Raw genomic sequence first — 24,692 nt, 5'->3', positions numbered from 1 at the left:
ATATACCCGCTTATAGTCGTTTCACTTCAGGCCAGTTGTTCCAGCAGTCGCACCAGTTCATCCCGCTGCCCCAACCCAAGCCGTTCAACCAGTTCTTTCTGGGCCTGCTCCCAGGCTGGGTGGGCAACGTGCAGCAGTTGCTTACCCGCCGCGGTCAACAGCACCACGCGGTTACGCTGGTCATCGCCCTCGCCCAGTGCTACCAGCCCATCCGCCTCCAGCACACGCAGGTTGCGGCCCAGGGTACTGCGCTCGAGCCCCATGGCTTCGGCCAGGGCTGTGATGCTGGGTCGGTCGAGCCGCTGCAGGTGCCGCAGCAGGGAAAACTGGGCGACATTGACCCCGAAGCCGGCTAGGGCTTCGTCGTAATGCCGGCTCACGCCGCGGGCGGCGCGACGCAGGTGGGTACAGATGCATTCACTGGTCAGCATGGATACGTGTATATACCCGCGTACTGAGTGTTGCAAGAAGTTTCACGAAAGAGTGAGAAGCGTCAGTCCGGGTTCAAGCGCCTGCGGATCGGCTCGAACTCAACCGTGGCCTTGCGCACCAAGGGGTCTGGCGCGCCCTGCTCGACCGCCTGCCAGTAGCGCCACGGCACCTTCGCCGTACCCAGTTCGTAGTCCATGCCATCCCAGTTGTCTTCACGGAAGCTATAGAACGCCCAGTGCAACCGATTGCGATCAAGCACGACGAGTACATCTTCAAGGTACTGCCGACAACCCGGCAGCCTGCGCATGCAGCCAAACTCGCCCACCACCAGACGAGAAAGCGGCAGCTCCATGGCCTCGGCCCATGCCAGCGGCTGGCGCAAGTAGCCTTCAACTCGCCGCCCATCCCACAGCTGTGTCTGCCCGGCAAAAGATACGGGGCCTGGATAGGCGATGGGCTGTTTGCGCGCCATGTTCGGCGCACTGGTTGCGGCATAGGGCTCATACATGTGCACGCTATACAGCACTCGCGGGTCTTCCAGCGGCGCCGGCCAGTAGCCGAACGCGTCTGCGCCTGCATACCAGCCGGCATCGACCATGATCGGCGTATCAGCATCTTCTTCGCGTATGGCCGCTATCAGTTGCCGGTACAGCAAGGGCAGATCGCGCGCACCGCCCTGTTCTTGCGCATACCACTGCTGCATCTGCCCGAGTTCGGCATGTTCAGCCAGGCCGCCCTGTTTCTCCGGTGCTGGCTCATTGATCAGGTTGTAGGCCGCGATGGCCGGATGACTTTTCAGTTCGCGCGCCATATCTCGCCAGAACGCCGCAGCCTGGGACCAGTAACGTTTGTCTTGCCACAGGCGATCATCGAACTGGCCCTGGTTGTTTTGCGACCAGCGCATACCCGGTAGCGAGAGTGGCGCGATGACCACCTTGAGCCCCGCCTGGTGCGCCCGGTCGAGGGTGGCACGCAGCACAGCCAGGTCGGCATCGGGCAGGCCTTCATAGGTATCGGCGCTGCCGAGGAGGAAATCACGTTTCACCGGTTGCCATTTGTCGTACGACAGCCGCACCCATGTGGCGCCGTACCCCCTCAGGGCATCGAAGTAGGCTTGATCGGGTGGCAGCCGGTTGAAGCTGTTGCCGCCGTGGCGTGGGGTGTCCCAGAACGCCATGAGGTCTGCAGCAGTGGCTGGGAGGGTGGACAGGACCAATAGACTGGCAAAGATCCAGTGACGCACGGGAAGCCTACCTGGTTGCTGGGGGGAGGCTGAGGATACGCCGGCAAGGAAGAGGCAGGCGCTTCCGGACCGTTTCTGGAAGTTACTGCCCCTCCACACCTATGGCGTGCTGCGAAAGCACCGCAAAGCAGCCGCTAAAGGGCCGTCCAGATCAAGCGCTCAAAGCCCCAGCGCCAACCCGAGCACGACGGCCAGCTCCAGCAGCTCCAGCAACGCACCGGCGGTATCACCGGTGGTCCCGCCCAGGCGCCGGCACATCAGATGCCGCAACCAGGCAAACACCGCCAGCGCCAGCAGCACGCTCCATCCGCCCAAGAAGAGGCAGAACAGCACACAAACCAGCAACACCCACCCCGCCGCGCGCCGGGGCAAATGTTCGGCCAACGCCTGGCCCAACCCGCCAGGTCGCACATAAGGTGTGCCAAGGAACAGGCCCAACATCGCCGCCCGCCCGATCAACGGCGCCAGCAGTAATTGCGCGCCGATGCCCTGCCCGACCAGCACCCACAATGCGCAAAACTTCAGCAACAACACCAAGACCAGGGTGACCACGGCAATCGGCCCACTGCGCGGGTCTTTCATGATCCGCAAGGTGCGCTCACGGTCGCCGAAACCACCTAGCCAGGCGTCGGCACTGTCCGCCAGGCCATCCAGGTGCAAGGCACCACTGAGCAGTACCCACAGTGTCAGCAGCAAAGCCGCGTGCAGCGGCGACGGCGTGCCCTGAAGCAGATGACTGGCCAACCACAGCAGCAAGCCGAACAGCAACCCGACCAGCGGGTAGTACAGCAGCGAACGCCCTACCTCACGCGGTGCCGGCATGCCCGGCAGGCTCACCGGCAGGCTGCTGAGAAATTGCAGGGCGATCCAGAACGGCAACATCTCAAGGCGCCTCGACCAGTTGCCCATCGCCACCTGGCACCAGCCGCATCAACGCGCCATGGCCCACCTCGACCTGCAGCAACTGCTCCCTGGGCAAGCCACGGGCACAGGCCAGTAACAGCCGCATGACGCCGCCATGGGTGACCAGCAGCACGCGCTTGCCGGCATGTTGAAGGCGCAAACGCTCGACAGCCGCCAGCACCCGTTCGGCAAACGCCTCGACCGGCTCGCCATTGGGCGGTGTGAAGGCGTAAGGGTCGGCCCAGAAACGGCCCAGTGCATCAGCCTGGTGCTCCATGATCTGCGCGGCACTTTGGCCCTCCCAATCACCGAAGTGCAGTTCCTGCAGGGCGGGCTCACGCTGCACAGGCAGGTTCAACTGCGCACCCAGCTCATCGGCAAAACGCCCACAACGTTGCAGCGGCGAGCTGACCAGCACCTGCCATGGGCCGCCGTCGGCCACCGCGCGGCGCATCTGTGCCCAGCCCTTGTCGGTCAAGGCATCATCAAGGCTGCCACGCAGGCCGCCTTGTTCCGTTTCACCATGGCGCAGCAAGTCGAGGATCATGCCGGGCGGTCCGCCACCGCGGCCTCGGCAAAGGTCGCCATCTGCCCATGCAGCGCACAGGCCAGGCGCAACAGCGGCACCGCCAAGGCAGCGCCACTGCCCTCACCCAGGCGCAAGCCCAAGGCCAGCAGGGGCTCGGCCTGCAGTGCAGCAAGCAAGGTCTTGTGCCCGGGTTCAGCGCCCTGATGAGCGAACAACAGCCAGGCCCGACACTGCGGGTTGAGGCGCACTGCCACGAGCGCAGCGACACTGCAGATAAAGCCATCCACCAGCACCGCGACACCCGCCTGCGCACAACCTATGTAGGCACCGACCAACGCCGCGATCTCGAAACCGCCAACACAGCCCAGTACCTGCAACGGGTCTTCAGCACGCAGGCCATGCAGGCGCAGCGCCCTCTCGATGACTTCAGCCTTGTGCTGTACCCCGGCGTTGTCCAGACCGGTGCCAGGGCCGCTCAGCTCCGACGCCGGACACCCCAGCAGAACACTGGCCAAGGCTGCGGCGGCTGTGGTGTTACCAATGCCCATCTCGCCACCGATGAACAGCTGTGCGCCCTGTTCGGCGCCGCGCTGGGCACTGTCGCGACCGGCCTGCAAGGCCGCTTGCAGCTGGTTTTCGGTCATCGCGGGTTGACGGGCAAAGTTGGCAGTACCGGTGCCCAGGCGCAGATGGCGCACGCCGGGCAGTTCCAGCTGCGCGTCAATGGTGCCCAGGTCGACCACGTCCAGGCTGGCCTGCAGCTGCCGCGCCAGCACACTGATCGCCGCGCCCCCGCCGACGAAGTTACATAGCATCTGCCCGGTTACCGCCTGCGGATAGGCCGAGATGCCCTCTTCGACCACGCCGTGGTCGCCGGCAAAAATGGTAATGGCAACCTGATCCAGCGTGGGTCGTTCAAGCCCCTGAAGGCCAGCCAGCTGAATCGCCAGCGCTTCAAGTTGGCCGAGCGAGCCTGCAGGTTTGGTCAGTTGCTGCTGACGGGCGCGGGCCTGGTCCATGGCGGCGTTGTCGAGGGGTTGGCAGGCGTCACGCCACCAGGCTTGGGTCATAGTGCAGGTCCTTTGAGGATTAAGGGCAGGCCGGCCACGGTCAGCACGACACGCTGACAGCGTTCGGCCACCGCCTGGTGCAGCCAGCCGGCCAGGTCGACATAGCGCCGGGTCAGCTCGCCCATGGGCACGACGCCCAGGCCGGTTTCGTTACTGACCAGGATAAGGGTGCCAGGTAACTGTTCCAGGCACGCCAGCAGGGCATCACGCTCCTCGGCCAGGCGCTGGTCATCTTCCAGCATCAACAAATTGGTCAGCCACAGGGTCAGGCAATCCACCAGCAGGCAGCGCCCTTCGGCCGCTTCGGCGCGCAGTACCGCGGCCAGGGCCAAGGGCTCTTCGATCAACCCCCAGTCATCCGGCCGGCGCTGACGATGCAGCAACACGCGTTCGTTCATTTCGCCATCCAGCGGCTGGCTGGTGGCGATGTAGGTCACCGGCAAGCCGCTGGCACTGGCCAACTGTTCGGCCAGGCGGCTTTTGCCAGACCGGGCGCCACCGAGAATCAGGTTACGCATGTCAGGCTACCCCACACAGTTGGCGCAACTGCGCGGTGTCCAGGTGCTTCTCCACCAGATCGGCCAGGCGCTCGATGTCGTGTTCGCGCAACGCTTCGTAGTCGATAACCTGCACATCCTCCAGCCCGGCCCAGCGCAATAGCGCGGCACACGACTGGCTGCCTTCGAACAGGCCATGCAGGTAGGTGGCGAGGATCTGGTCATCGGCACTGACAGCACCATCATGGCGGCCATCAGCCAGTTGGACAGCGGGTTGCGCCAGCGCAGGCCCCGTCGTAACGCCAGCATGAATTTCATAACCAGTTACCGTTGCCGCTTCAAGGCTCAGCGTGCCGGCCACATTGCGCAGTTGCTTCTCGGCTTCGAGCACCGTGGCATAGTCGAGCAGGCCGAGCCCCTGGCTAGAGCCTGCGGCCCCCTCCAGCCCCAGCGGGTCATGCACTTCCCGCCCCAGCATCTGCAGGCCACCGCAGATACCGATCAGCTTGCCACCATAGCGCAGGTGCCGCTCGATGGCCTTGTCCCAACCGCGCTCGCGCAGTTGTGCCAAGTCGCCCCGCACGCTCTTGGAGCCCGGCAAGATGATGAGGTCGGCAGCCGGAATCGGCTGGCCAGGGCCGATGAACTGCAAGTCCACCTGCGGGTGCAGGCGCAGCGGGTCGAAATCGGTGTGGTTACTGATACGCGGCAGCACTGGCACGATCACCTTGAGCACGCGCGCGTGCTTGACGCCTTGACGCACATCGATACCGTCTTCGGCTTCCAGGTGCAGGTCGGTAACGTAAGGCAGTACGCCCAGTACCGGTTTGCCGGTGCGTTGTTCCAGCCAGTCCAGCCCTGGCTGCAGCAGGGCGATATCGCCACGGAAGCGGTTGATGACAAAACCTTTGACTCGCGCCTGTTCAGTGGTCGACAGCAATTCCAGCGTGCCCACCAGATGGGCGAACACACCACCGCGGTTGATGTCGGCCACCAGGATCACCGGGCAGTCCACCGCTTCGGCAAAGCCCATGTTGGCGATATCGCCGGCACGCAGGTTGATCTCTGCCGGCGACCCCGCACCCTCGACCATGACCACCGGGTACGCGGCACTCAGGCGTTGGTGAGACGCCAGCACCGCTTGCATGGCCGTGGTTTTATAGTCGTGGTAGGCCACTGCATTCATGCTGGTGACCGCCCGACCGTGGATGATGACCTGGGCGCCGGTATCGCTGTTGGGCTTGAGCAGCACCGGGTTCATGTCGGTGTGCGGTTGTAGCCGGCAGGCCTGGGCCTGCACCGCCTGGGCACGGCCGATTTCCCCGCCATCAGCCGTCACCGCGCTGTTCAGCGCCATGTTCTGGGGTTTGAAGGGCACCACAGCGACGCCCTGGCGCAACAGCCAGCGGCACAACGCGGTCACCAGTGTGCTCTTGCCTGCGTCGGAGGTGGTGCCTTGCACCATGAGGGTCGTCATGCCGTTTCCTTCTGATAAGCCGCCAGGGCCTGGGCCAGGCGCTGTTCGTCCGCCGTGCAGGCAGGCAGCCCCAGGCGCACGGCTGCTGGCTGTTCGAACAGCCGTACCAGGATGCCGCGCCGGGCGAGAAATTCATGCAGGCGTGCAGCGTGCTCGCTACGCACGTACTGGAACAAGTCGCAGCCACCACTAGGCGCCAGGCCGGCACTGCGCAACACGTGCGCAAGCCGCTGGCCGGCAGCAGCACAGCGTTCGGCCTGCGCGCGCTGGGCAGTTTGATCGGTCAGGCTGGCCTGGGCCAGCACCCGGGTCGGGCCGTTGACGGTCCAGGGGCCGAGCAGCTCGGCCAGGCGCAGCAGCAAGCTGTGTTCGGCGGCAACGAAGCCCAGGCGCACGCCGGCCAAGCCGAAGAACTTGCCAAACGAGCGCAGCACGATCAGCCCCGGGCGTTCGGCGCAGTCCACCACGCTGTCCGCCGGGGTGTTGTCCATGAATGCTTCGTCGACCAGCAGCCAGCCACCGCGGGCCGCCAGGCGAGCATGCCAAGCCAGCAGGCGTTCGCGCGACACCCGTTGGCCGGTCGGGTTGTTGGGGTTCACCAGCACCAGCACATCGAGACCGTCGAGCGCAGCCTCAACTTGCGCCTCATCCAGCGCCAGCAGTTGATGCCCCGCCCGTTGCCAGGCATAGGGGTGTTCGGCATAGCACGGCGTCAGCACGCCTACCCGAGCGGCTCGACGCAGCAGTGGCAAGGCCTGGATAGCGGCCTGGGAGCCGGCTACCGGCAGCAACTGGCGGGCGCCGTAATACGCGCGCGCGGCGTCCTCCAGGCCGTCCTCGGTTTCCGGCAGGCGGGCCCAGGCGTCGACGGGAATCGGCGGGACAGGAAATGGCCAGGGCGCAATGCCGCTGGACAGGTCGAGCCACTGCTCACGGGGGATACCGTATTGCTGCACCGCGCGTAACAGGCGGCCACCATGTTCAAGCATTGATATAGGCCCCCAGGCAAATCATCAGCAGCCACAGCCACACGCCGCGCTGCACCAGCTGCCAGCCGCGCTCGATGGCATCGGCATCGGCCACTGGCCCCTCGCCCAGACGCGGCCGCTCATGCAGTTCGCCGTGGTACACCGCCGGGCCACCAAGCTCGACGCCCAGCGCGCCGGCGCCGGCAGCCATCACCGGCCCGGCGTTGGGGCTGTCCCACAGCGGGCCCTGTTTGCGCCAGCAGGCCAGGGCCAGACGGGTTTTGCCCAACAGGGCATAAGTCAGGGCTACCAGCCTTGCAGGTATATAGTTGAGCACATCGTCGATGCGCGCCGCGCACCAGCCAAAGCGCTCGAAACGTTCGTTACGGTAGCCCCACATGGCATCCAGCGTGTTGCTCAGGCGGTACAGCACCACACCGGGCGCACCGGCCACCACAAACCAGAACAACGCGGCGAACACTGCATCGCTGCCGTTCTCCAGCACCGACTCGGTCGCCGCTCGGGCCACTGCTGGCTCGTCCAGTTCGCGCGTTTCGCGGCTGACCAGGTAGCCAACGCGGCGCCGCGCCTCCACCAGGTCGCCCTGGCGCAAGGCGTTGGCCACCGGCAGCACATGCTCGCCCAGGCTGCGCAGCCCCACAGCGCAGTAAAGCGCCAGCACGTCAACCAGCCAGCCAATATACGGCAGCCACGAAAGGACCAGCGCCATCAGGGTTAGCGGCACCACCGCCAGAAACCACGCGCTCACGCCGTGGCTGCGCCAGCCGCGCCCACCCGCATTCAGGCGGCGCTCCAGGTTGCCGGCCATGTTGCCGAACGCCACCAAGGGGTGGCGCCGCTGTGGTTCGCCCAACAAAGCGTCCAGGGCCACCCCGGCCACGGTCAGCAAGGCCACGCTCATTGACGCTCTCCCCATTGGTTTTCGTAAAGCATTTCACTCAGAGGCCGCTCTTCGGCCCAGCTTTCCTGCACCAACATCGGCACCGGATAGAACGCGGCGACCGGCCCAAGGCACAGTACCGCCACCGGCTTGGCCCCGGCGGGCATGCCCAGCAGCGCGGCCAACGCCTGCGGGTCGAACAGCGATACCCAGCCCATGCCCAGCCCTTCGCCACGCGCGGCCAGCCACAGGTTCTGGATGGCACAGGCCAGCGAGGCCAGGTCCATCTCCGGCAGGGTGCGGCGGCCGAAGATGTGTGGCTCGCGGTTGTCCATCAAGGCCGCCACCAGCAGCTCGGCACAATCGTTTATGCCCTCCACCTTCAATTTCATGAAGGCATCGGATCGCTCGCCCAACGCCTCGGCCGTGCGTACCCGCTCCGCCTCCACCAGGGCCTGGATGCGCCCGCGCAGGTCACGCTGGGTGATGCGGATAAAGCGCCACGGCTGCATAAGCCCGACACTGGGCGCCTGATGCGCGGCGGCCAGCAAGCGGCCAAGCAGTTCGGGCGCCACCTGGCCACCCGCAAAATGGCGCATGTCGCGGCGCTCGCCGATGGCCCGGTAAATGGCGGCGCGCTCGGCGTCGCTATAGGCGTGATCATTCATGGTCGCAACAGCGCCGCCGCCGCATCCGGGCAGGAAGGGAAATAGAAGTGCACGTAAGAGGCCGTCAGCCGGCCCAGACGATAAACCGCCTCGTTGCCACGCCCGCCGTTGGGGCTCAGGCCCCGGGCAATCGGTTCCAGCGCAGTGCTGGTCAGCGAATGGTGATAGGTGTGACCGCGCAAGGTCCCCTCCGGCAGCTCCACCGCCTGCAGCGCCAGGGCGGCCAGGCGCTTCTGCATGGTCGCCTCACCCGGCAGCAGGCCGAGCAGTTCGGCACGTTCACCGGCCACGTCAGTCAGGGCATCAAGCAGGTAAAGCATGCCGCCGCACTCGGCCAGCAATGGCTTGCCCTGCGCGTGGTGGGCACGGATCGCCTCGCACATCGGTGCGTTGGCGGCCAGCGCATGGTGATGCAGCTCAGGATAACCACCCGGCAGATACAGGCTGTCTACCGCCGGCGGTTCGTGGTCGTGCAGCGGCGAGAAGAACACCAGCTGGGCACCCTGGTTGCGCAACAGGTCGAGGTTAGCGCCATACGTGAAGGCGAACGCCTCGTCCCGCGCCACGCCAATGCGCACACCGGCCAGCGAGGCCACGCAGGCTTGCGGTTCAGGCTCGGCAAAGCTGACTGGCGGCGGCAACGCCGCATCGCAACTGGCGCCCAGCGCTTCGGCGGCGGCGTCCAGGCGGGTGTCCAGGTCATTCAACTCGCTGGCCTGCACCAGGCCCAGGTGGCGGCTGGGCAGTTCGATGCCGCGTTCGCGGGACAAGCCGCCATACCAGCGCAAGCCCTCGGTCAGGCTGCCTTCGAGCAGTTGCGCATGACGCAGGCTGCCTACCCGATTGGCCAGCACGCCGGCGAACGGCAGATCGGCCTGGTACCGCGCCAGGCCCAGGGCCAGGGCACCGAAGGTCTGGGCCATGGCTGTGCCATCGATCACCGCCAGCACCGGCACGCCAAAGTGGCGCGCCAGGTCGGCGCTTGACGGGGTGCCGTCGAACAGCCCCATCACCCCTTCGATGAGGATCAGGTCAGCCTCGCCAGCAGCTTCCCACAGCAGACGACGGCTTTCTTCGGCACCGATCATCCACAGGTCCAGCTGATACACCGGCGCGCCACTGGCCCGCTCGAGAATCATCGGGTCAAGAAAGTCTGGCCCGCATTTGAACACCCGCACCTTGCGCCCGAGGTTGCGGTGCAGGCGGGCCAGCGCAGCAGTGACGGTAGTCTTGCCCTGGCCTGAGGCGGGTGCCGCGATCAACACGGCGGGGCAGTGGCGCGATCGACTCACAGTTCGACGCCCTTCTGTGCGCGGATACCGGCCTGGAAGGCGTGCTTGAGCATGCCCATTTCGGTCACGGTGTCGGCCAGTTCGATCATCTCAGGCTTCGCAGCGCGGCCAGTGACAATCACATGCTGCATGGGCGGGCGGGCCTGAATGTCGGACAGTACCTGGTCCAGGTCGAGGTAGCCATGTTTGAGGGCGATGTTGAGCTCGTCCAGCACCACGAACTGTACACCTGGGTCCTGCAGCAACTGGCGCGACACCGCCCAGGCGGCTTGCGCAGCGGCGATGTCACGCTGGCGGTCCTGGGTTTCCCAGGTAAAGCCCTCGCCCATCACGTGGTAGCGCACCTGTTCAGGGAAGCGACGGAAGAACAGCTCCTCGCCGGTGCTGTTGCGGCCCTTGATGAACTGCACCACACCGCATTGCATGCCGTGGCCCAAGGCGCGCGCGAGCATGCCGAAGGCCGAACTGCTCTTGCCCTTGCCATTGCCGGTCAGCACCAGCAGCAGGCCGCATTCGTTAGGGGAATTGGCGATGCGTTCGTCGATGACCGCCTTCTTGCGCTGCATGCGCGCCAGGTGGCGTTCGTCGCGTTCGGTGGAATCGCTCATCAGGGTTCTCCGCTGGCTGGCACCACGGCAATGCGCGGCGACAGGTAATAGGCAGGCAAACGGAGAACGCGCAGAGGCCATGGCTGGGCGCCACGGTGCACCGCGCATCACCCTCCGTGATGCCGTTGGCAGTATCAGGCCGGTCTCCGGGCTTGTGAGTGGGCCTTGGCCCTGGCCTGCGCGCCTTCCCGGATGCTGGCATCCAGTGGCCCTGCGCGGCCTTTTACTCATCCACCGTTGCGGGGGCAGCGCCGGAATCGCGCCATGCTGGCGCCCACCGGCTTCCCAGTTTCACCCTGCCCAGTCGGGGCTGGCAGGGCACCTGAAACACGCCGCGAAGGTTAGAGGGTTGCACCGGGAGCGTCAATCGAAGCGGGAGGTCTGGCGGGTGAGCAAAACACCTTGAATCCAGGCAGCCGGTATCGGCCCCGAGCTAGAGGGGCCGCTAAACAGGCATGGATATCAAGGGTTCTGTGCCAGATGCCCTTGCGGAATCACCCGCTTGGCCTGCAGGTAGGCCTTGGCCCAGTAGCTGTTCGACAGGTAGTCCAGGCGCACGGTGCCACCGGTGGAAGGTGCATGCACGAAGCGCCCGTCCCCGACATAGATGCCGGCATGGCTGACCTGCGAGCCGCCACTGGTGGCGAAGAACACCAGGTCACCAGACTGCAGCGAACTGACATCCACCGTCGGTGCGCGCATGACAATCATCTCTCGCGTCGAGCGCGGCAGGCTGATGCCAGCAGCATCACGGTACACATACTTGATCAGGCCGCTGCAGTCGAAGCCGGAGTCCGGCGTATTGCCCCCCCAACGATAGGGCGTGCCAACCAGACCAATGGCGCGGATCAGTACGTCATCGGCAATCGGTGAAGGACTGGGCTGGCTATAGGTAACCTGCGGCTGTACCACAGGGGCCGGCGCAGGCGCACGGCTGGAGCATGCAGCCAGCAAGGCTGCCAAGGAGAAAAATGCGAAGCGCGCCATCTTTACCATGGCCAGAACATCCTGTCTGAGACCGCTGCGCTGCAGCCGAAAAGAGTTGAGAATTTAGATTAGACGCTTTCTGTAAATGCGCACGGCGGCGAGCTTTTTTTAAAGCATCACCGCCGCGGCAGGGTACATCATTTTGATATCAGTTGCGCGCGATGTTGGTCGGCGCCATGGCCAAGGCTCGCTTGGCTTCAATGAAAGTCTTGCTCCAGTAACGATCACCGAGGCTGTCGATGCGCACACCACCACTGCGGCGGCTGCTGGAGTGGATGAACTGGTTGTCACCCAGGTAGATCCCGGCATGGCTTACCCGGCCACGGCCATTGGTGCTGAAGAACAGCAGGTCACCTGGCTTGAGCTTGTTGCGGGCCACTTTCGGGGCATCGACGTTGATCATTTCACGCGTGGAGCGCGGCAGCGTCATGCCCGCCTCTTCGCGGAACAGGTAACCGATGAAGCCACTGCAGTCGAAGCCGGACTTTTCCGAGGTACCACCGAAGCGGTAGCGGGTGCCGATCAACGACATGCCGCGCTCGAGAATGCTGTCAGCCAGAACCGGCAATTGGTAAGGCTTGCTGCCGGAGAAAGACGCCAGGTCATCTTCGGTGGCCAGCTCTTCCGGCTCGCCGAACACCGACGAAGAAGAGGCTTTGGCGTTGATTGCCGATTGTGCAGTGATCGGCGTGTGATCCTGGGGCTGGGATACCGGGCCTTGGGCCGCGCAGCCAAAAAGCAGGGTCACGAGTGCGAGTGGCACGAGGGGTGCGAAGCGCTTCAGCATGGGCACGACCGTGTCTGTAATCCTTTAGAAGGGTGAAACTATGCCCTCTATCATGGCCATTTGCAAATTTTATCGAAAAAGATGTGACTTTTTTGTTTTACCGCTCTGGCCCAAGGTTTTCAGGGGGTTACCAGCCGAGGGTTTCCTTGAGAAACGGAATGGTGAGCTTGCGTTGAGCCTGCAGCGACGCCTGATCGAGGCGCTCGAGCAAGTCGAACAACGCGCTCATGCTCCGCGCGCCGCGGGTGAGGATGAAATGGCCGACTTCGTCGGTCAGGTGCAGGCCACGGCGCGAAGCTCGCAGCTGCAAGGCGCGCAGCTTGTCTTCGTCGGACAGGCCGCGCATCTGGAACACCAGGGCCAGGGTCAACCGCGACTTCAGGTCCGGCAGCTTGATCGGCAGCTCACGCGGTGATGCCGAGGCAGCCAGCAGCAAGCGTCGGCCGCTGTCGCGCAGGCGGTTGAACAGGTGGAACATGGCCTCTTCCCAATCCGCCTTGCCGGCGATCACATGCAGATCGTCGATGCACACCAGTTCGTACTGGGCCAGGTAGTCGAGCAGTTCGACGCCACGATCGAGCAATTGCGCCAGCGGCAGGTAGACAGCAGGCTCGCCACGTTGCTGGAAGCGATGGGTAGCGGCCTGCAGCAGGTGGGAACGGCCAACACCCTGCTTGCCCCACAGGTAGATAAGGCTCTCGGTCCAGCCGGCGTCGGCTTCGCATAGCCGCTCGACGTAACCCAATGCCGCAGCATTGGCGCCCGGATAGTAGTTGATGAAGGTGGCGTCATCGCGCAGGCGCACACCCAGGGGCAACTGGATCGGTGGTTTCATGCTCGCGGGCGGTCGACGGGACCGCTGGGGGCCTTTGGTGAACAATCTGCAAAGTCTATACCCGCAACGCGGGGCGCACAATCTCGACTGCAGATAGGGCAAGCAAAATCAACAAGTTGCGCTGCACAAGCGAACGACGGATGCAGGACAAACCGTGCCCAGCGCCCGCGAGATCGGGCGCCGCGAGGCGGCGCTCAATTTCGCGGGCGCGAAACAGCTCAAGACGAAACACGGGGTGTTCAAAGCTCCGGGTCGATGTTCCCGGCGTACATATCCGACTCCTTGTACAGGGCATGCACATGCCGCAGCAGCACCATGATCACCGCCGCCACCGGCAGCGCCAGCAGCACACCGGTGAAGCCGAACAGTTCACCCCCGGCGAGGATGGCAAAGATCACTGCAACCGGGTGCAGGCCGATGCGATCGCCCACCAGCAGAGGGGTCAGCACCATACCCTCCAGCGCCTGCCCAACCATGAACACCGCAACGATGCCCAGCATCGGATACAGGTCGCCACCGAACTGGAACAGGCCGGCCACCAGCGCGGCACCAATGCCAATGATGAAGCCCATGTACGGCACGATGGCCGCAAGGCCTGCAAGCATGCCGATCAGCAGACCGAGTTCAAGCCCCACCAGCATCAGGCCGGCTGAATAGATGACGCCCAGGGCCAGCATCACCATCAGTTGCCCGCGCACGAATGCCCCCAGCACTTCATGGCATTCACCTGCCAGGCCCATCACTTGCGGCTCGCGCTGGCGCGGCAGCAGGCCGCGCAGCTTGCCCATCATCAAGTCCCAATCGCGCAGTAGATAGAAGCCCACTACCGGAATCAGCACCATGTTGGCCAACCAGCCCACCAACGCCAGGCTGGAGGCGGTGGCCTGGGACAGCAGCATGCCGACGATATCGGTGGTCTGCCCCATGTGCGCGCCGATGGCGGCCTTGATCTTGTCGAACTTCCAGAAACCATCGGCCAGGCCAAGGCGGCCCTGTACCCACGGCAGCGCGACATGCTCAAGCCAGTCGAGCATCTGCGGCGCCAACTCGTACAGGCGCACCAACTGCTTGGCCAGCATCGGCACAAGCACCAGCAACAACGCCAACAGCAACAGGGTGAACAGGCCGAACACCACCACCACACCCCAGGTACGCGAAAGCCCCAGGCGCTCGAGACGATCGACCAGCGGGTCGGCCAGGTAGGCCAGCATGATGCCGACCAGGAACGGCGTAAGAATATTGTGCAGGCTATAAAGCAGCACAGCGATCAGCAGTGCAGCGCCCAGCCAGATCCAGCGACGCATGTCAGTCACGGTAAGCGCCCCTTACCAGCGAAAACGCAAGCCGTCGAACGGCTTGGGGGCTGGCTGCGCAGGCGCGGGCTGCCCAGCTGCGGCGTCCACTGCCGGTGCTGGCATGGCCGGCACCGCCGGTGCCTGCTCGACCGGCACTTCCTGCAGCTTGGCCAGGCCAAGCTGGGCACGCAGCTGTTCACGATTACCCGTAACCCCGTAGGTCAGGGTAGTGCCTTCAGCCGCCTGCAAGCGTGGGCCATAGGGCTCCAGCACGCGAGCCAGCTCGGCATAGCGCTGCAGGTTCATGCCCTGCACTTGCACCTGCAATTGGCTGCTGGCACCCGGCCGGGTAACGTAGCGCGGCGCCAGGCGGCTGCTTACCGCCATCATCACCGCGTCAGCCAAGGCGGCCTGGTCGGCGCCCTCGGCAGTGCCCTGCTCACGCTGGTCGCCCAGCCACAGCTGCCACTTGCCCTGCCACTTGCCGTCGGCTTCCTGGGCATGTACCGCCAGCAAAGCATCGGCGCCGTAGCGCTCGGAAGCGTCGCGCAACGGCGCCGGATCGTTGCCTTCGATCTGCTTGGCATTGGCGACCAGTTGCTCCTGCAAGTCGGCCAGCGGCAAGCGCAACGGCAGACCACGGTGCTGGGCGGCGCGGCGCAGGGGTTGGGCACTGGCCTGGCCATCACCGACCAGGCTGCTGCCCTCAATGGTGTCGTTCAACCACCACCCCAGTATCGAGGGCCGGTTACTGCCCCACAAAGCCAGGCCAGCCTTGCGCAAAGCCCGCTCGGTGCTACCTGGGTCGAACTCGACCACTACTGACTCGGGCGGGCCGGCTTCACTGCCCACCTGGTTGATGATTTGCTGTGGGTCCTTGCGCAGCTCGGCCAATGCAGGGCTCTGCACGGCCTTTGGGTCACCGGTCAGACGCTGCACCAACGTGTCCAGGGCTTTGACTGTGGCTGCGGTACGGGCTTCGGCACCCGGCCCGGTGACCGGCTCGCGCACCTGATAAAGGCCGGAGACATTTTCAGCCAGGGCCGTGGCCGAGATCAGGGCCAGGCAACCAGCTGCCAGAATATTGAACAAACGCATGGAGGATTCCTGTCCAGTCGAGCTTCAAGCCGTAAGCTTCAAGCTGCAAGAAAAAGCAGGCCGAGCGCCAGGCTGCATCGTCGTGCAGCCGCAAGCTCGTTGCTTGCAGCTTATACACATGCAACCGCATCAACCACCCTCCCGCTTTTTTCAACAATTACCGCCCTGCCCGTCGGCCTGAGGATGGCCGCTGCCCGGCAACCCTGATAAAATCGCGCGCCTTCACAGACCACTGACGTTTCAGACCGCCGCCGCTTATCAGCCGGCCTTGGCCGTCATGGTCGTTTTTAAGAATCCCTCCCTCCTAAAGGCCTGGATCAATGAGCAAGCAACCCTCCCTGAGCTACAAGGACGCCGGTGTAGACATCGACGCCGGCGAAGCACTGGTCGAACGCATCAAGGGCGTGGCAAAACGCACCGCACGCCCTGAAGTCATGGGTGGCCTGGGCGGCTTCGGCGCCCTCTGCGAGATCCCGGCCGGCTACAAACAGCCGGTGCTGGTCTCCGGCACCGACGGCGTCGGCACCAAGCTACGCCTGGCGCTGAACCTGAACAAGCACGACAGCATCGGCCAGGACCTGGTCGCCATGTGCGTCAACGACTTGGTCGTGTGCGGCGCCGAGCCGCTGTTCTTCCTCGACTACTACGCCACTGGCAAGCTGAACGTTGACGTGGCCGCCACCGTGGTCACCGGCATCGGTGCCGGTTGCGAACTGGCCGGCTGCTCGCTGGTCGGTGGTGAAACCGCCGAAATGCCTGGCATGTACGAAGGCGAAGACTACGACCTGGCCGGTTTCTGCGTAGGCGTGGTGGAAAAGGCCGAAATCATCGACGGCTCCAAGGTTGCCACCGGTGATGCGCTGATCGCCCTGCCGTCCTCGGGCCCGCACTCCAACGGCTACTCGCTGATCCGCAAGATCCTCGAAGTGTCGGCTACCGATATCGAGAACACCCAGCTGGACGGCAAGCCGCTGACCGACCTGCTGATGGCGCCGACCCGCATCTACGTCAAACCGCTGCTGCAGCTGATCAAAAACACCGGCGCCGTCAAGGCCATGGCCCACATCACCGGCGGCGGCCTGCTGGACAACATCCCGCGCGTACTGCCGAAAAACGCCCAGGCCGTGGTTGACGTGGCCAGCTGGCAGCGCCCGGCGGTGTTCGACTTCCTGCAGGAAAAGGGCAACGTCGACGAGCACGAAATGCACCGCGTACTGAACTGCGGCGTGGGCATGGTCATCTGCGTGGCCCAGGACCAGGTCGAAGCCGCCCTGAACGAACTGCGCGCCGCCGGTGAGCAACCGTGGGTCATCGGCCACATCGCCGAAGCCGCCGAAGGCGCTGCCCAGGTCGAGCTGCAGAACCTCAAGGCACACTGATGCCGAGCAAGACCTGCAATGTAGTGGTACTGCTGTCGGGCTCCGGCAGCAACCTGCAAGCCCTGATCGACAGCTGCCAAGGGCAGGACAGCCCGGTGCGTATCCGCGCGGTGGTTTCCAACCGCGCCGATGCCTACGGCCTGCAACGTGCCGCAGCGGCCGGCATCGACAGCGTCGTGCTCGACCACACCCAGTTCGACGGCCGTGAAGCCTTCGATGCCGCGCTGATGGCGCGCATCGACGGCTTTGCCCCGGACCTGGTCGTGCTGGCCGGTTTCATGCGCATCCTCAGTGGCGGCTTCGTGCGCCACTATCAGGGCCGCCTGCTCAACATCCACCCGTCGCTGCTGCCCAAGTACAAGGGCCTGCATACGCATCGCCGGGCATTGGAAGCTGGCGACGCCGAGCATGGCTGCAGCGTACACTTCGTGACTGAGGAACTCGATGGCGGCCCACTGGTCGTACAGGCTGTGGTACCGGTGGCGTCTGATGACACCGTCGAAAGCCTGGCACAGCGGGTACACCATCAGGAACACCTGATCTACCCACTGGCAGTGCGCTGGTTCGCTGAAGGGCGCTTGCGTCTTGGCGAACAGGGTGCATTACTGGACGGCCAGCCACTGGCGGCCAGCGGTCACTTGATTCGATCCTAGGAGAATTTATGCGTCGCGCCCTGCTCTTGGCTCTCGCCGTGCTCGCCCTGCCCCTCCAGGCAGCTGATCTGAAGCCCTTCTCGGCCAGCTACACCGCCGACTGGAAGCAACTGCCCATGAGCGGCACCGCCGAGCGCAGCCTGGTCAAAAATGCCAACGGTACCTGGGACCTTAACTTCAAGGCTTCCATGATGATCGCCAGCTTGACCGAGCAAAGCACCCTGCGCCTGGACAACGACACCCTGCTGCCACAGAAGTACCACTTCGAGCGTGGCGGCCTGGGCAAGGCCAAGAAGGTCGACCTGAACTTCGACTGGAGCACCAAGAAGATCACCGGCAGCGACCGTGGCGATGCCGTCAGCCTGCCACTGAACCGCGGCGTACTGGACAAGTCCTCCTACCAGTTGGCCCTGCAGCACGACGTGGCCGCAGGCAAGAAGAGCATGACCTACCAGGTGGTGGACGGCGACGAGATCGACACCTACGACTTCCGCGTACTGGGCACCGAAAAGGTCACCACCAAGACCGGCCAGGTCGATGCCGTGAAGGTCGAGCGCGTGCGCGATCCAAGCCAGAGCAAGCGCATCACCGAGCTGTGGTTCGCCAAGAACTGGGACTACCTGCTGGTGCAACTGCGCCAGGTGGAGACCGATGGTAAGGAGTACGTGATCGTGCTGCAGGATGGCACGGTCGATGGCAAGCCGGTGAAGGGCAACTGATCGCACACTGCCTGCAACACCTGAAGCCCCGCCCAGTGCGGGGCTTTTCTTTGCTGCGAAAAAGCCCACCCAGGCAGCATCCCTTTGAGCTTCATGAAACTTGTTTCATGCCTGTTTTACTTACTTAGTCTGCTAACAAACTCTATAAAGAAGACGTGCGACACACTGTCGCAGCCATCTTGAAGAAGTGGAGTTTACCGATGACTGTCCAAGTAACCGAACGCGACGAATCGAGAATGTCCCACGAAGGCCTGGCCGCTGGCGTGCGGATCTGGGATGTGTACCAACAAGGTCAACTGGTGGGCATGTTCCATAACGAACACGAAGCACACCAATACCGCGTTGAGCTTGAAGACCTGGAAAACCAGCGCGCCACGCAATGACCCTGGCCATTGCGGCGAACCCCTGACTCACCAGGGCTGAGTGAGCAACCCCACAATACTGCGGCATTACCGGAGCATTGTGGGGTTGCCATGTCAGGGCCTACACCGCCCCGAAACGCACCTCTACTGACAGGCTGCCCAGGTTATCGCTCAGGCCAGCCCCGTAACGCCCGTCCAGGTCGTCATTGATGCACAACTGCAGCTCACCTTGCTGGCCACGCGGCAATTGCACCTGGTTGCCGACCAGGAACGGCGCACCGCTGTTGCCGATACGCCCGATCAACGCCCCTTCCGGTTGACCAGGCAAGGCATAGCCGGGCTTGGCGATCAACCTTGGGTTGCCCGCCGCGCCAACCATGCCGGTGGCCGGGTTCGCCGTCCACTGCCCGCCCGTGCATACCGCCAACTGCCAGCTCTGCCCATTGACCTGCATGCCCGTGCCCTGCCATGCCTGGTTGGCCTGCACCTGCACAGTGCGCTTGAGCAGGTCGCTGGCCACCACGTCGGCGGCCTGGAACGTCAACGCGGTAATGGTCAAGGTCGGGTTGGCGGTGCCGGTAGTGGGGAACACGCCGTCGCCGACCAGGAACAGGTTGGGGTGGTCCCAACTGCGCTGGTCCTTGTCCACCACCGACGTGGTGCGGTCCGAGCCCATGCGGTAGGTGCCCATCAGGTGGCCAGCGCCGTAGAACGGGTAGTTCTGGCCGTCGTACTCAAACACCGTTTGCGAGCCGGGCTCAAGCTTAGGGTTCAGGTCGGTCAGCTCGGTCGCGCCCATCAGTTCGGTGATGATGTGCGTGGCGGCCAGGCGCGCCTGCTTGAAACCCTCCTTGGTGTAGTCGGACAGTTCGTAGGTAATCTGCGGCCGAGGCAGGCCCAAGCCGTCGGTGAACTCCGTGCTCCTCTCCACCCGGCACAGCGCATTATCGGGGTCTTTCTCCACCTGCTCGATCAAGAAGCCCAGACGGAACTGGCGGGTCAGCACGCTGTTGAGCTGCTGCACCAGCGCCTGGCCGGACAACGCCAGCTTGTTGGGGTTAGCGCCGCCGTGGTTGGTGCCGTCGATGAAATCGCAGACCGAGGTGTAGGGGTCATTCACCGACCAGTTCCAGCCCTCGTTGCCGATTTCGATACGCCAGGCGGCACGCTGGCTGCGGAACGGGCCATCGCGCATGTCCTCAATCCCCGAGGTGGACAACGGCCCCCGGAACGGGAACAGCGGCTTGCCTTCAGGCATCAGGCCCCAGGCCAGGTACACCGGGTGGTCAGCCAACGCCTGGCCGACCTGGCCGCTGCTGTTGGCGACCCCTTTAGGGCTGTTCGGGCCGATGGAGTTGAGCAGCAACTTCGGCGTTTCGATCGCGTGGGCGGCGATCACGTAGCGTTTGCCCTGGGCCGTGCCGTTCTGGCGCGTACCGTTGTTCTGGTACTGGATGAAATCGATGCCCGTGACCCCATTGGCATCGACCTGCACCTGGCTCGCCACGGTCTGGTAGAGGATGCGCACGTTGCCGGTATCCAGTGCCTTGGCCATGGTCACGGTGGCGTCGTACTTGGCCTGGATCGGGCAGATCGGCGTGCAGCTGGTGTTGCCAGCACACACCCGACGGCCGTTATCATTCTGCGAGTTGCGCCCGGCCGGGGTCTGCCGGACGTTGAGGGTGACACCTGGGTACGGCTTGCCGTCGGGCCCCTTCTCCGGGCTCTGGTACACGGTGCCCGTGACGTGCTTGCCCAGGCCTTGGTCGACCAGCGACGGCGGGATGCCATGCATGCTGTATTTGTAGCCCTGCGGGAAGGTCACGCCCAGGTAGGTCTGCGAGGCGACATCGGCGGACACGCCCATCTCTTCCTCGGCGCGGCAGTAGGCAGTCTGCAGGTCGTCGTAACTGATCGGCCAGTCGACCCCGACGTTGTACGCAGTGCGCATGCGAAAGTCGTTGGGCAACAGGCGCAGGGCCGTGCCCATCCAGTGCCACATGGTGCCGCCGCCTACCCGCTCGTAGGTGCTGGCGAACAGGTGCGGCCCCTTCTGCACCAGGTAGCTTTTCTGCGCCTTGTTCGGGTCTTGGCTACCCGCGGTGATCAGGTCCTGGATGGTCGCCCGTGGCGCGAACTGCGTGGCCGGAGTCTGCTCGCTCTGCTCAGGTGGGTACGGCGACTCGGGCGCCTTGAGCACCGCGGTGTAGAAGCGCTCCAGGTACTCGCTGCGATTGGGCGGAATGGCCGGGCCCGATTCGAGCACCAGCACTTTCAACCCGGCCAGGCCCAACTGGTAGGCCATGACACTGCCGGCCATGCCGGCGCCCACTACGATCACATCGGCAGTTTCGATGTTCTGGGTTTGTACATTGCTCATGGCTGCTGCCCTTCCTTGGCGTCGACACCGGTGAATTGCTTGAGGGTCGGTGGCTGCTCACCCCAGTATCCGAAGTGGAACTGGCTGTAGCCCATGGGGTGAGATTGGGCGATCTTCCATGCCCAGCTCTCCTTGTAGGCCTGGTCGGAGACCACCCGCGTGTCACCCGTGCGGGCGTTGCCCAGGTCGTAGGGTTGGTACCAACTGCCGAGCAGCCACAGCTTCATGATCGAGCGGGCGCCCTGGGCGATTTGCGGGTTCGCGTTAGCGAGCACGGCACTGGCGATTTGCGCGGGCGGCTGGCTCTGGATGCTGGCGTACAGCTCCAGCAGGCTGCTGAACGCCTCAAGGCCCATGCCTTGCTGGGCGGTGGCGAAGAACACCGGCGGCAGGTTGATCGGGTCGACGGAAGGCGCCAGCAGCTTGGCCGACAGGCCAGTGAGTACGGCGGACAAGCCGATGAAGTTTTGCAGGTTCTGGTCGCTCATGGCATCACTCCTTGGCGCCGGTGGATTGGGCACGTTCAAGCAGGAAAGTGAAATCGGCGAAGCTGGTGCGTGGCGACTGGGTCACGCGGGTGGTCGCGTTGTTGTGGCACTCCATGCAGCTGGACGAGGCCTGCGGGGTGGTGCCCTGGTTGTAGGTCTCCAGGGTGGCGTTGGCCAGGAAGTTCGGCGCAGGCGTACCTAGCGGGTTGGTCGGCGACGGCACCTGGCAGTCATCGGCCGGGTCGGTGGGCCACTGGGTGCTGATCAGGTGGTAGTTGGCCCACACCGTGCCCTTGAGCGCGCCTTGCCACTGCGCGTTGAGCTGTTGGGTGGCGGCGGTGATGGGAATGTCACGCACGATCTGCGAGGGGATGGCCTTCTTCGACGGGTCCCACGGTTGCGCGGGTGGCTCGTTCACCGGGCGGTTGCTGGCCTGGGCGTCGTAGAACAGGTAGGGCCCTTTGCGCTCGTTCATTGGCGTGGTCTTTTCCGGCACGTTGCGCACGTGCTCGAACGTCGACCATACCCACTGCGGTGCGCCCTCGGTCTTGTGCACGATGTGCAGGCCTACCAGCCCGACCTTCTGCGCATTGCACGATTCGGGGATCACCGCCCCCTTGTTCGGGTCGGCGTTGCCGGGGGTGTAGACCAGCGCGTCGACGGCGTGGAACTCCTGCGGGTTGTCGCTGCCATCGAGCACTTTCCAGGCCGACTTGACCATGATCGCGCCGACCTGCTGGGCCTTTTGCGAACCGCAGGCGAAAGCGATGCGGTTGTCGGCCTTGCTCAGGAACGCTTGCTGGCCTTCCTTGCTGTACAGGCCATTGTTGACGATGTCATCGAACATTGGCTGGTTGACCATGATCGCGTTGCGCGTGTAGGTGCCGCTTTGGTCGACCAGCGGGCCAGTCTTGAATGGCTGGATGAACTCATCGAGCACGCCGGCGACCTTGCCCATCTGTTGCAGCACCGGCAGGTCACCCTTGCCTTGGCAGGCCGCGGGCACTGGCGCCTGCTGGTCCCAGGCGACGGGCTTCTGCCCCTTGGGCAGGAAGATCTCGTAGCTTTCTTTCCACGATTCCCACACCGTCTTGCCGGGCGCGCCGATCTTCGCCGAGGTGTTGGCACTGCCGTCGGCGTTGGCGGGCCAGTTCAGGGCGACGAAGGTTTGCCACGACAGCACGTCGAAATCGTGTTGCAGGTTGTCCAGGGTGAAGGGGGGATTGGCGGTGACATCGAAGGGAATCGCAGGTGACAGCACCGGCGGGCTGGCCGCATCGGCCATGGCGAACGCACTGGTGAAGCTCGCACCCAGGCACGCCAACCGTTTCAGGGTTATTTTCATTGTCGTCTCCTCAGCAGATAAAGCGTCGGGACGACGAGGCGTAGTGGCCCTTCCTGGACCGAATGTTCAGCGCTATCCCTGACGCTAAGCTGGAGGCTAGCCGTTGTGCCGGAACCCTAAGAAATGTCCGACGAACGGAGGGAACCAAGACGATAGTGCAAGTGACTAACCGCGCCGGTTCAGTGAGCGGCGAACCCTTTCGGGTCAAAAGGCCAGCGCCCTCTTGAGAACGCGCGTGTCACGATGGCCGCGGGAGCGACCGTGTGCAGCGAAAGGGCCGCAGAGCGACCCTGCGATCTTGAATGAACCGCATTAACGCCAAGGCGAGGTTTTCGTGCTTACCACATCAGATCATCAGGGATCTTGTAAGCCGCGTACGGGTCGTCTTCGTCCGTTTCCTCGACATGGCTGTTGAGCAGCAGAATACGGCCAGGGTCGCGCTCCTGGATCTTCAAGGCGGCCTCACGGGGGATAACCTCGTAACCACCGGCATGGGCTACCACGGCCAGCGCGCCGTTGCTCAGCTTGGTGCGCATCAGGGCGTTGACGGCAATGCGCTTGACCTTCTTGTCGTCGACGAAGTTGTAGTAATCCTCGGTGCTCAGTTTGGGCAGGCGAGTGGCCTCGATCAGTTGCTTGACCTGCGCGGCACGGGCCTTCTGCTCGGCCTTTTCCTGCTGCTGGCGGTTCAGTTCCTGGTCACGCCGGGCTTTTTCAGCCATGGCTTCCTTGGCCATGCGCTGCTGGCTGTCGTCGACTTCGACCTGGCCTTTGTGCTCCATGCGCTTCTGTTTCTTTTCAGCTTTGTTGGTCTGCGAGACCTGTTTCTGGTTGACCAGACCGGCTTTGAGCAATTGGTCGCGAAGGGAAAGGCTCATGAATATTCACTCACTTATGCAACAGCTCAGCCGCAGCTGGGCAGGTTCTTTTCCTGACGTTTGGCTTCCCCCCAAAGGGCATCCAGCTCGTCAAGGTCACAATCTTCAATGGGGCGGCCACTGTCGCGCAATGCCTGTTCGATAAAACGGAAACGTCGTTCGAACTTGCGATTGGCGCGGCGCAGCGCATGCTCTGGGTCTTGCTTGAGGTGACGGGCCAGGTTGACCGCAGCAAACAGCAAGTCGCCGACTTCATCTTCCAGCGCATCGGCGTCGCCGTCGGCCATGGCCTGCAGCACTTCATCCAGCTCTTCGCGGACCTTGTCCAGCACCGGCAACGCCGCCGGCCAGTCGAAACCGACCGTGGCCGCACGTTTTTGCAGTTTGGCTGCCCGCGACAGCGCCGGCAAGGTTGCCGGCACGTCATCAAGCAGCGACAGCTGTTCGGGCTGGCTCTTCTCCGCGCGCTCTTCGGCCTTGATTTCTTCCCAGCGCGACTTGACCTGGGCTTCGCTCAGGCTGGGCGTGTCCACCGGCGCGTACAGCTCGCCAGTGGGGAATACGTGCGGGTGGCGGCGGATGAGTTTGCGGGTGATGCTGTCAACCACGCCATCGAACTCGAAACGCCCTTCTTCGCGGGCCAGCTGGCTGTAGTAGACCACCTGGAACAGCAAGTCGCCCAGCTCGCCTTGCAAGTGCTCGAAATCGCCGCGCTCAATGGTGTCAGCGACCTCGTAGGCCTCTTCGATAGTGTGTGGGACGATGCTGGCGTAGTTCTGCTTCAGGTCCCACGGGCAGCCGTACTGCGGGTCGCGCAGGCGGGCCATGAGATGCAGCAGGTCGTCAAGGGTGTAGGTCATACAGGCAGGTCCTTCGGTGGTGGCTTCTTCGCGGGCTT

26 protein-coding genes and 1 riboswitch are annotated in these 24,692 nt (G+C 64.1%); of the genes, 4 read left to right on the top strand and 22 right to left on the bottom strand.

Features of this window, described 5'->3' with window-relative positions:
- Positions 1–26: 26 nt before the first annotated feature.
- The 17 genes from ACTJJN_RS14105 to ACTJJN_RS14025 all read right to left on the bottom strand — a co-directional run bounded on the left by ACTJJN_RS14105 (position 27) and on the right by ACTJJN_RS14025 (position 15,590).
- Positions 27–431 carry a MarR family winged helix-turn-helix transcriptional regulator gene (locus ACTJJN_RS14105; RefSeq protein WP_014754241.1) on the bottom strand — a complete coding sequence of 135 codons (405 nt, stop codon included), beginning with the start codon at positions 429–431 and terminating at the stop codon, positions 27–29.
- Positions 432–493: 62 nt separating this feature from the next.
- A complete protein-coding gene (locus ACTJJN_RS14100; RefSeq protein ID WP_080754568.1) occupies positions 494–1,609 on the bottom strand; it encodes a glycoside hydrolase family 5 protein in 1,116 nt (371 codons plus the stop codon).
- 225 nt (positions 1,610–1,834) lie between these two features.
- Positions 1,835–2,557 (bottom strand): adenosylcobinamide-GDP ribazoletransferase, encoded by a 723-nt coding sequence (locus tag ACTJJN_RS14095; protein ID WP_004575325.1) that lies wholly within the window; start codon positions 2,555–2,557, stop codon positions 1,835–1,837.
- Position 2,558: 1 nt separating this feature from the next.
- Positions 2,559–3,125, bottom strand: coding sequence for a histidine phosphatase family protein (locus ACTJJN_RS14090; protein WP_012053447.1), 567 nt, complete (start codon positions 3,123–3,125; stop codon positions 2,559–2,561).
- Positions 3,122–4,177 (bottom strand): nicotinate-nucleotide--dimethylbenzimidazole phosphoribosyltransferase, encoded by a 1,056-nt coding sequence (gene cobT, locus ACTJJN_RS14085; protein ID WP_012053448.1) that lies wholly within the window; start codon positions 4,175–4,177, stop codon positions 3,122–3,124. Before cobT ends, ACTJJN_RS14090 begins: the two co-directional genes overlap by 4 nt.
- The gene (gene cobU, locus ACTJJN_RS14080; RefSeq protein WP_003252463.1) at positions 4,174–4,695 is read right to left on the bottom strand and encodes a bifunctional adenosylcobinamide kinase/adenosylcobinamide-phosphate guanylyltransferase; all 522 of its coding nucleotides are present in this window, start codon (positions 4,693–4,695) and stop codon (positions 4,174–4,176) included. The genes cobT and cobU overlap by 4 nt, the downstream gene beginning before the upstream one ends.
- 1 nt (position 4,696) lies before the next feature.
- Positions 4,697–6,151, bottom strand: coding sequence for a cobyric acid synthase (locus ACTJJN_RS14075; RefSeq protein ID WP_440781346.1), 1,455 nt, complete (start codon positions 6,149–6,151; stop codon positions 4,697–4,699).
- Complete coding sequence (cobD, locus tag ACTJJN_RS14070) at positions 6,148–7,140, bottom strand: threonine-phosphate decarboxylase CobD (RefSeq protein ID WP_012053450.1); 993 nt, start codon at positions 7,138–7,140, stop codon at positions 6,148–6,150. The genes ACTJJN_RS14075 and cobD overlap by 4 nt, the downstream gene beginning before the upstream one ends.
- Positions 7,133–8,041 (bottom strand): adenosylcobinamide-phosphate synthase CbiB, encoded by a 909-nt coding sequence (gene cbiB / locus ACTJJN_RS14065; protein WP_088513573.1) that lies wholly within the window; start codon positions 8,039–8,041, stop codon positions 7,133–7,135. Before cbiB ends, cobD begins: the two co-directional genes overlap by 8 nt.
- On the bottom strand, positions 8,038–8,688 hold the full coding sequence (gene bluB, locus ACTJJN_RS14060; RefSeq protein WP_003252453.1) for a 5,6-dimethylbenzimidazole synthase: 651 nt from the start codon (positions 8,686–8,688) through the stop codon (positions 8,038–8,040). The genes cbiB and bluB overlap by 4 nt, the downstream gene beginning before the upstream one ends.
- On the bottom strand, positions 8,685–9,980 hold the full coding sequence (locus ACTJJN_RS14055) for a cobyrinate a,c-diamide synthase (protein WP_440781345.1): 1,296 nt from the start codon (positions 9,978–9,980) through the stop codon (positions 8,685–8,687). Before ACTJJN_RS14055 ends, bluB begins: the two co-directional genes overlap by 4 nt.
- Positions 9,977–10,588, bottom strand: coding sequence for a cob(I)yrinic acid a,c-diamide adenosyltransferase (gene cobO, locus ACTJJN_RS14050; protein WP_003252448.1), 612 nt, complete (start codon positions 10,586–10,588; stop codon positions 9,977–9,979). Before cobO ends, ACTJJN_RS14055 begins: the two co-directional genes overlap by 4 nt.
- Positions 10,589–10,708: 120 nt before the next feature.
- Positions 10,709–10,929, bottom strand: a riboswitch (cobalamin riboswitch).
- 121 nt (positions 10,930–11,050) lie between these two features.
- Complete coding sequence (locus ACTJJN_RS14045) at positions 11,051–11,584, bottom strand: C40 family peptidase (RefSeq protein ID WP_003252446.1); 534 nt, start codon at positions 11,582–11,584, stop codon at positions 11,051–11,053.
- Between the two features lie 139 nt (positions 11,585–11,723).
- On the bottom strand, positions 11,724–12,362 hold the full coding sequence (locus ACTJJN_RS14040; RefSeq protein ID WP_003252444.1) for a C40 family peptidase: 639 nt from the start codon (positions 12,360–12,362) through the stop codon (positions 11,724–11,726).
- A 127-nt stretch (positions 12,363–12,489) separates the two neighbouring features.
- On the bottom strand, positions 12,490–13,197 hold the full coding sequence (gene hda, locus ACTJJN_RS14035; protein WP_003252443.1) for a DnaA regulatory inactivator Hda: 708 nt from the start codon (positions 13,195–13,197) through the stop codon (positions 12,490–12,492).
- A gap of 239 nt (positions 13,198–13,436) precedes the next feature.
- Entirely contained in the window at positions 13,437–14,510 is a 1,074-nt protein-coding gene (locus ACTJJN_RS14030; RefSeq protein WP_003252442.1) for an AI-2E family transporter, read from the bottom strand.
- A 12-nt stretch (positions 14,511–14,522) separates the two neighbouring features.
- On the bottom strand, positions 14,523–15,590 hold the full coding sequence (locus ACTJJN_RS14025) for a DUF2066 domain-containing protein (RefSeq protein ID WP_088513572.1): 1,068 nt from the start codon (positions 15,588–15,590) through the stop codon (positions 14,523–14,525).
- Positions 15,591–15,910: 320 nt separating this feature from the next.
- Between ACTJJN_RS14025 and purM the strand changes: the two genes are divergently transcribed.
- From purM to ACTJJN_RS14005, 4 genes are all read left to right on the top strand, one after another.
- Entirely contained in the window at positions 15,911–16,969 is a 1,059-nt protein-coding gene (purM, locus tag ACTJJN_RS14020) for a phosphoribosylformylglycinamidine cyclo-ligase (protein ID WP_003252437.1), read from the top strand.
- The gene (gene purN / locus ACTJJN_RS14015) at positions 16,969–17,622 is read left to right on the top strand and encodes a phosphoribosylglycinamide formyltransferase (RefSeq protein WP_014754253.1); all 654 of its coding nucleotides are present in this window, start codon (positions 16,969–16,971) and stop codon (positions 17,620–17,622) included. Before purM ends, purN begins: the two co-directional genes overlap by 1 nt.
- Positions 17,623–17,630: 8 nt before the next feature.
- Positions 17,631–18,341 (top strand): DUF3108 domain-containing protein, encoded by a 711-nt coding sequence (locus tag ACTJJN_RS14010; protein ID WP_014754254.1) that lies wholly within the window; start codon positions 17,631–17,633, stop codon positions 18,339–18,341.
- Positions 18,342–18,541: 200 nt separating this feature from the next.
- Positions 18,542–18,724, top strand: coding sequence for a hypothetical protein (locus ACTJJN_RS14005; RefSeq protein WP_003252431.1), 183 nt, complete (start codon positions 18,542–18,544; stop codon positions 18,722–18,724).
- A 100-nt stretch (positions 18,725–18,824) separates the two neighbouring features.
- Here ACTJJN_RS14005 and ACTJJN_RS14000 read toward each other — a convergent pair whose 3' ends face one another.
- The 5 genes from ACTJJN_RS14000 to mazG all read right to left on the bottom strand — a co-directional run bounded on the left by ACTJJN_RS14000 (position 18,825) and on the right by mazG (position 24,654).
- On the bottom strand, positions 18,825–21,083 hold the full coding sequence (locus tag ACTJJN_RS14000) for a GMC oxidoreductase (RefSeq protein WP_088513571.1): 2,259 nt from the start codon (positions 21,081–21,083) through the stop codon (positions 18,825–18,827).
- Positions 21,080–21,571, bottom strand: a complete 492-nt coding sequence (locus ACTJJN_RS13995) for a hypothetical protein (protein ID WP_003252427.1) — start codon at positions 21,569–21,571, stop codon at positions 21,080–21,082. Before ACTJJN_RS13995 ends, ACTJJN_RS14000 begins: the two co-directional genes overlap by 4 nt.
- Before the next feature lie 4 nt (positions 21,572–21,575).
- Positions 21,576–22,916, bottom strand: coding sequence for a hypothetical protein (locus tag ACTJJN_RS13990; RefSeq protein WP_012053459.1), 1,341 nt, complete (start codon positions 22,914–22,916; stop codon positions 21,576–21,578).
- 338 nt (positions 22,917–23,254) lie between these two features.
- The gene (locus ACTJJN_RS13985) at positions 23,255–23,794 is read right to left on the bottom strand and encodes a DUF2058 domain-containing protein (protein ID WP_003252424.1); all 540 of its coding nucleotides are present in this window, start codon (positions 23,792–23,794) and stop codon (positions 23,255–23,257) included.
- A gap of 26 nt (positions 23,795–23,820) precedes the next feature.
- The gene (gene mazG / locus ACTJJN_RS13980; protein ID WP_003252422.1) at positions 23,821–24,654 is read right to left on the bottom strand and encodes a nucleoside triphosphate pyrophosphohydrolase; all 834 of its coding nucleotides are present in this window, start codon (positions 24,652–24,654) and stop codon (positions 23,821–23,823) included.
- Positions 24,655–24,692: the final 38 nt, after the last annotated feature.

It is taken from the genome of Pseudomonas sp. 22515 (assembly GCF_052044625.1).
In the GTDB taxonomy this organism is placed as follows: domain Bacteria; phylum Pseudomonadota; class Gammaproteobacteria; order Pseudomonadales; family Pseudomonadaceae; genus Aquipseudomonas; species Aquipseudomonas alloputida.
Note: the sequence above shows the minus strand (reverse complement) of the source record. Positions and strands in the feature narration are given on the sequence as shown.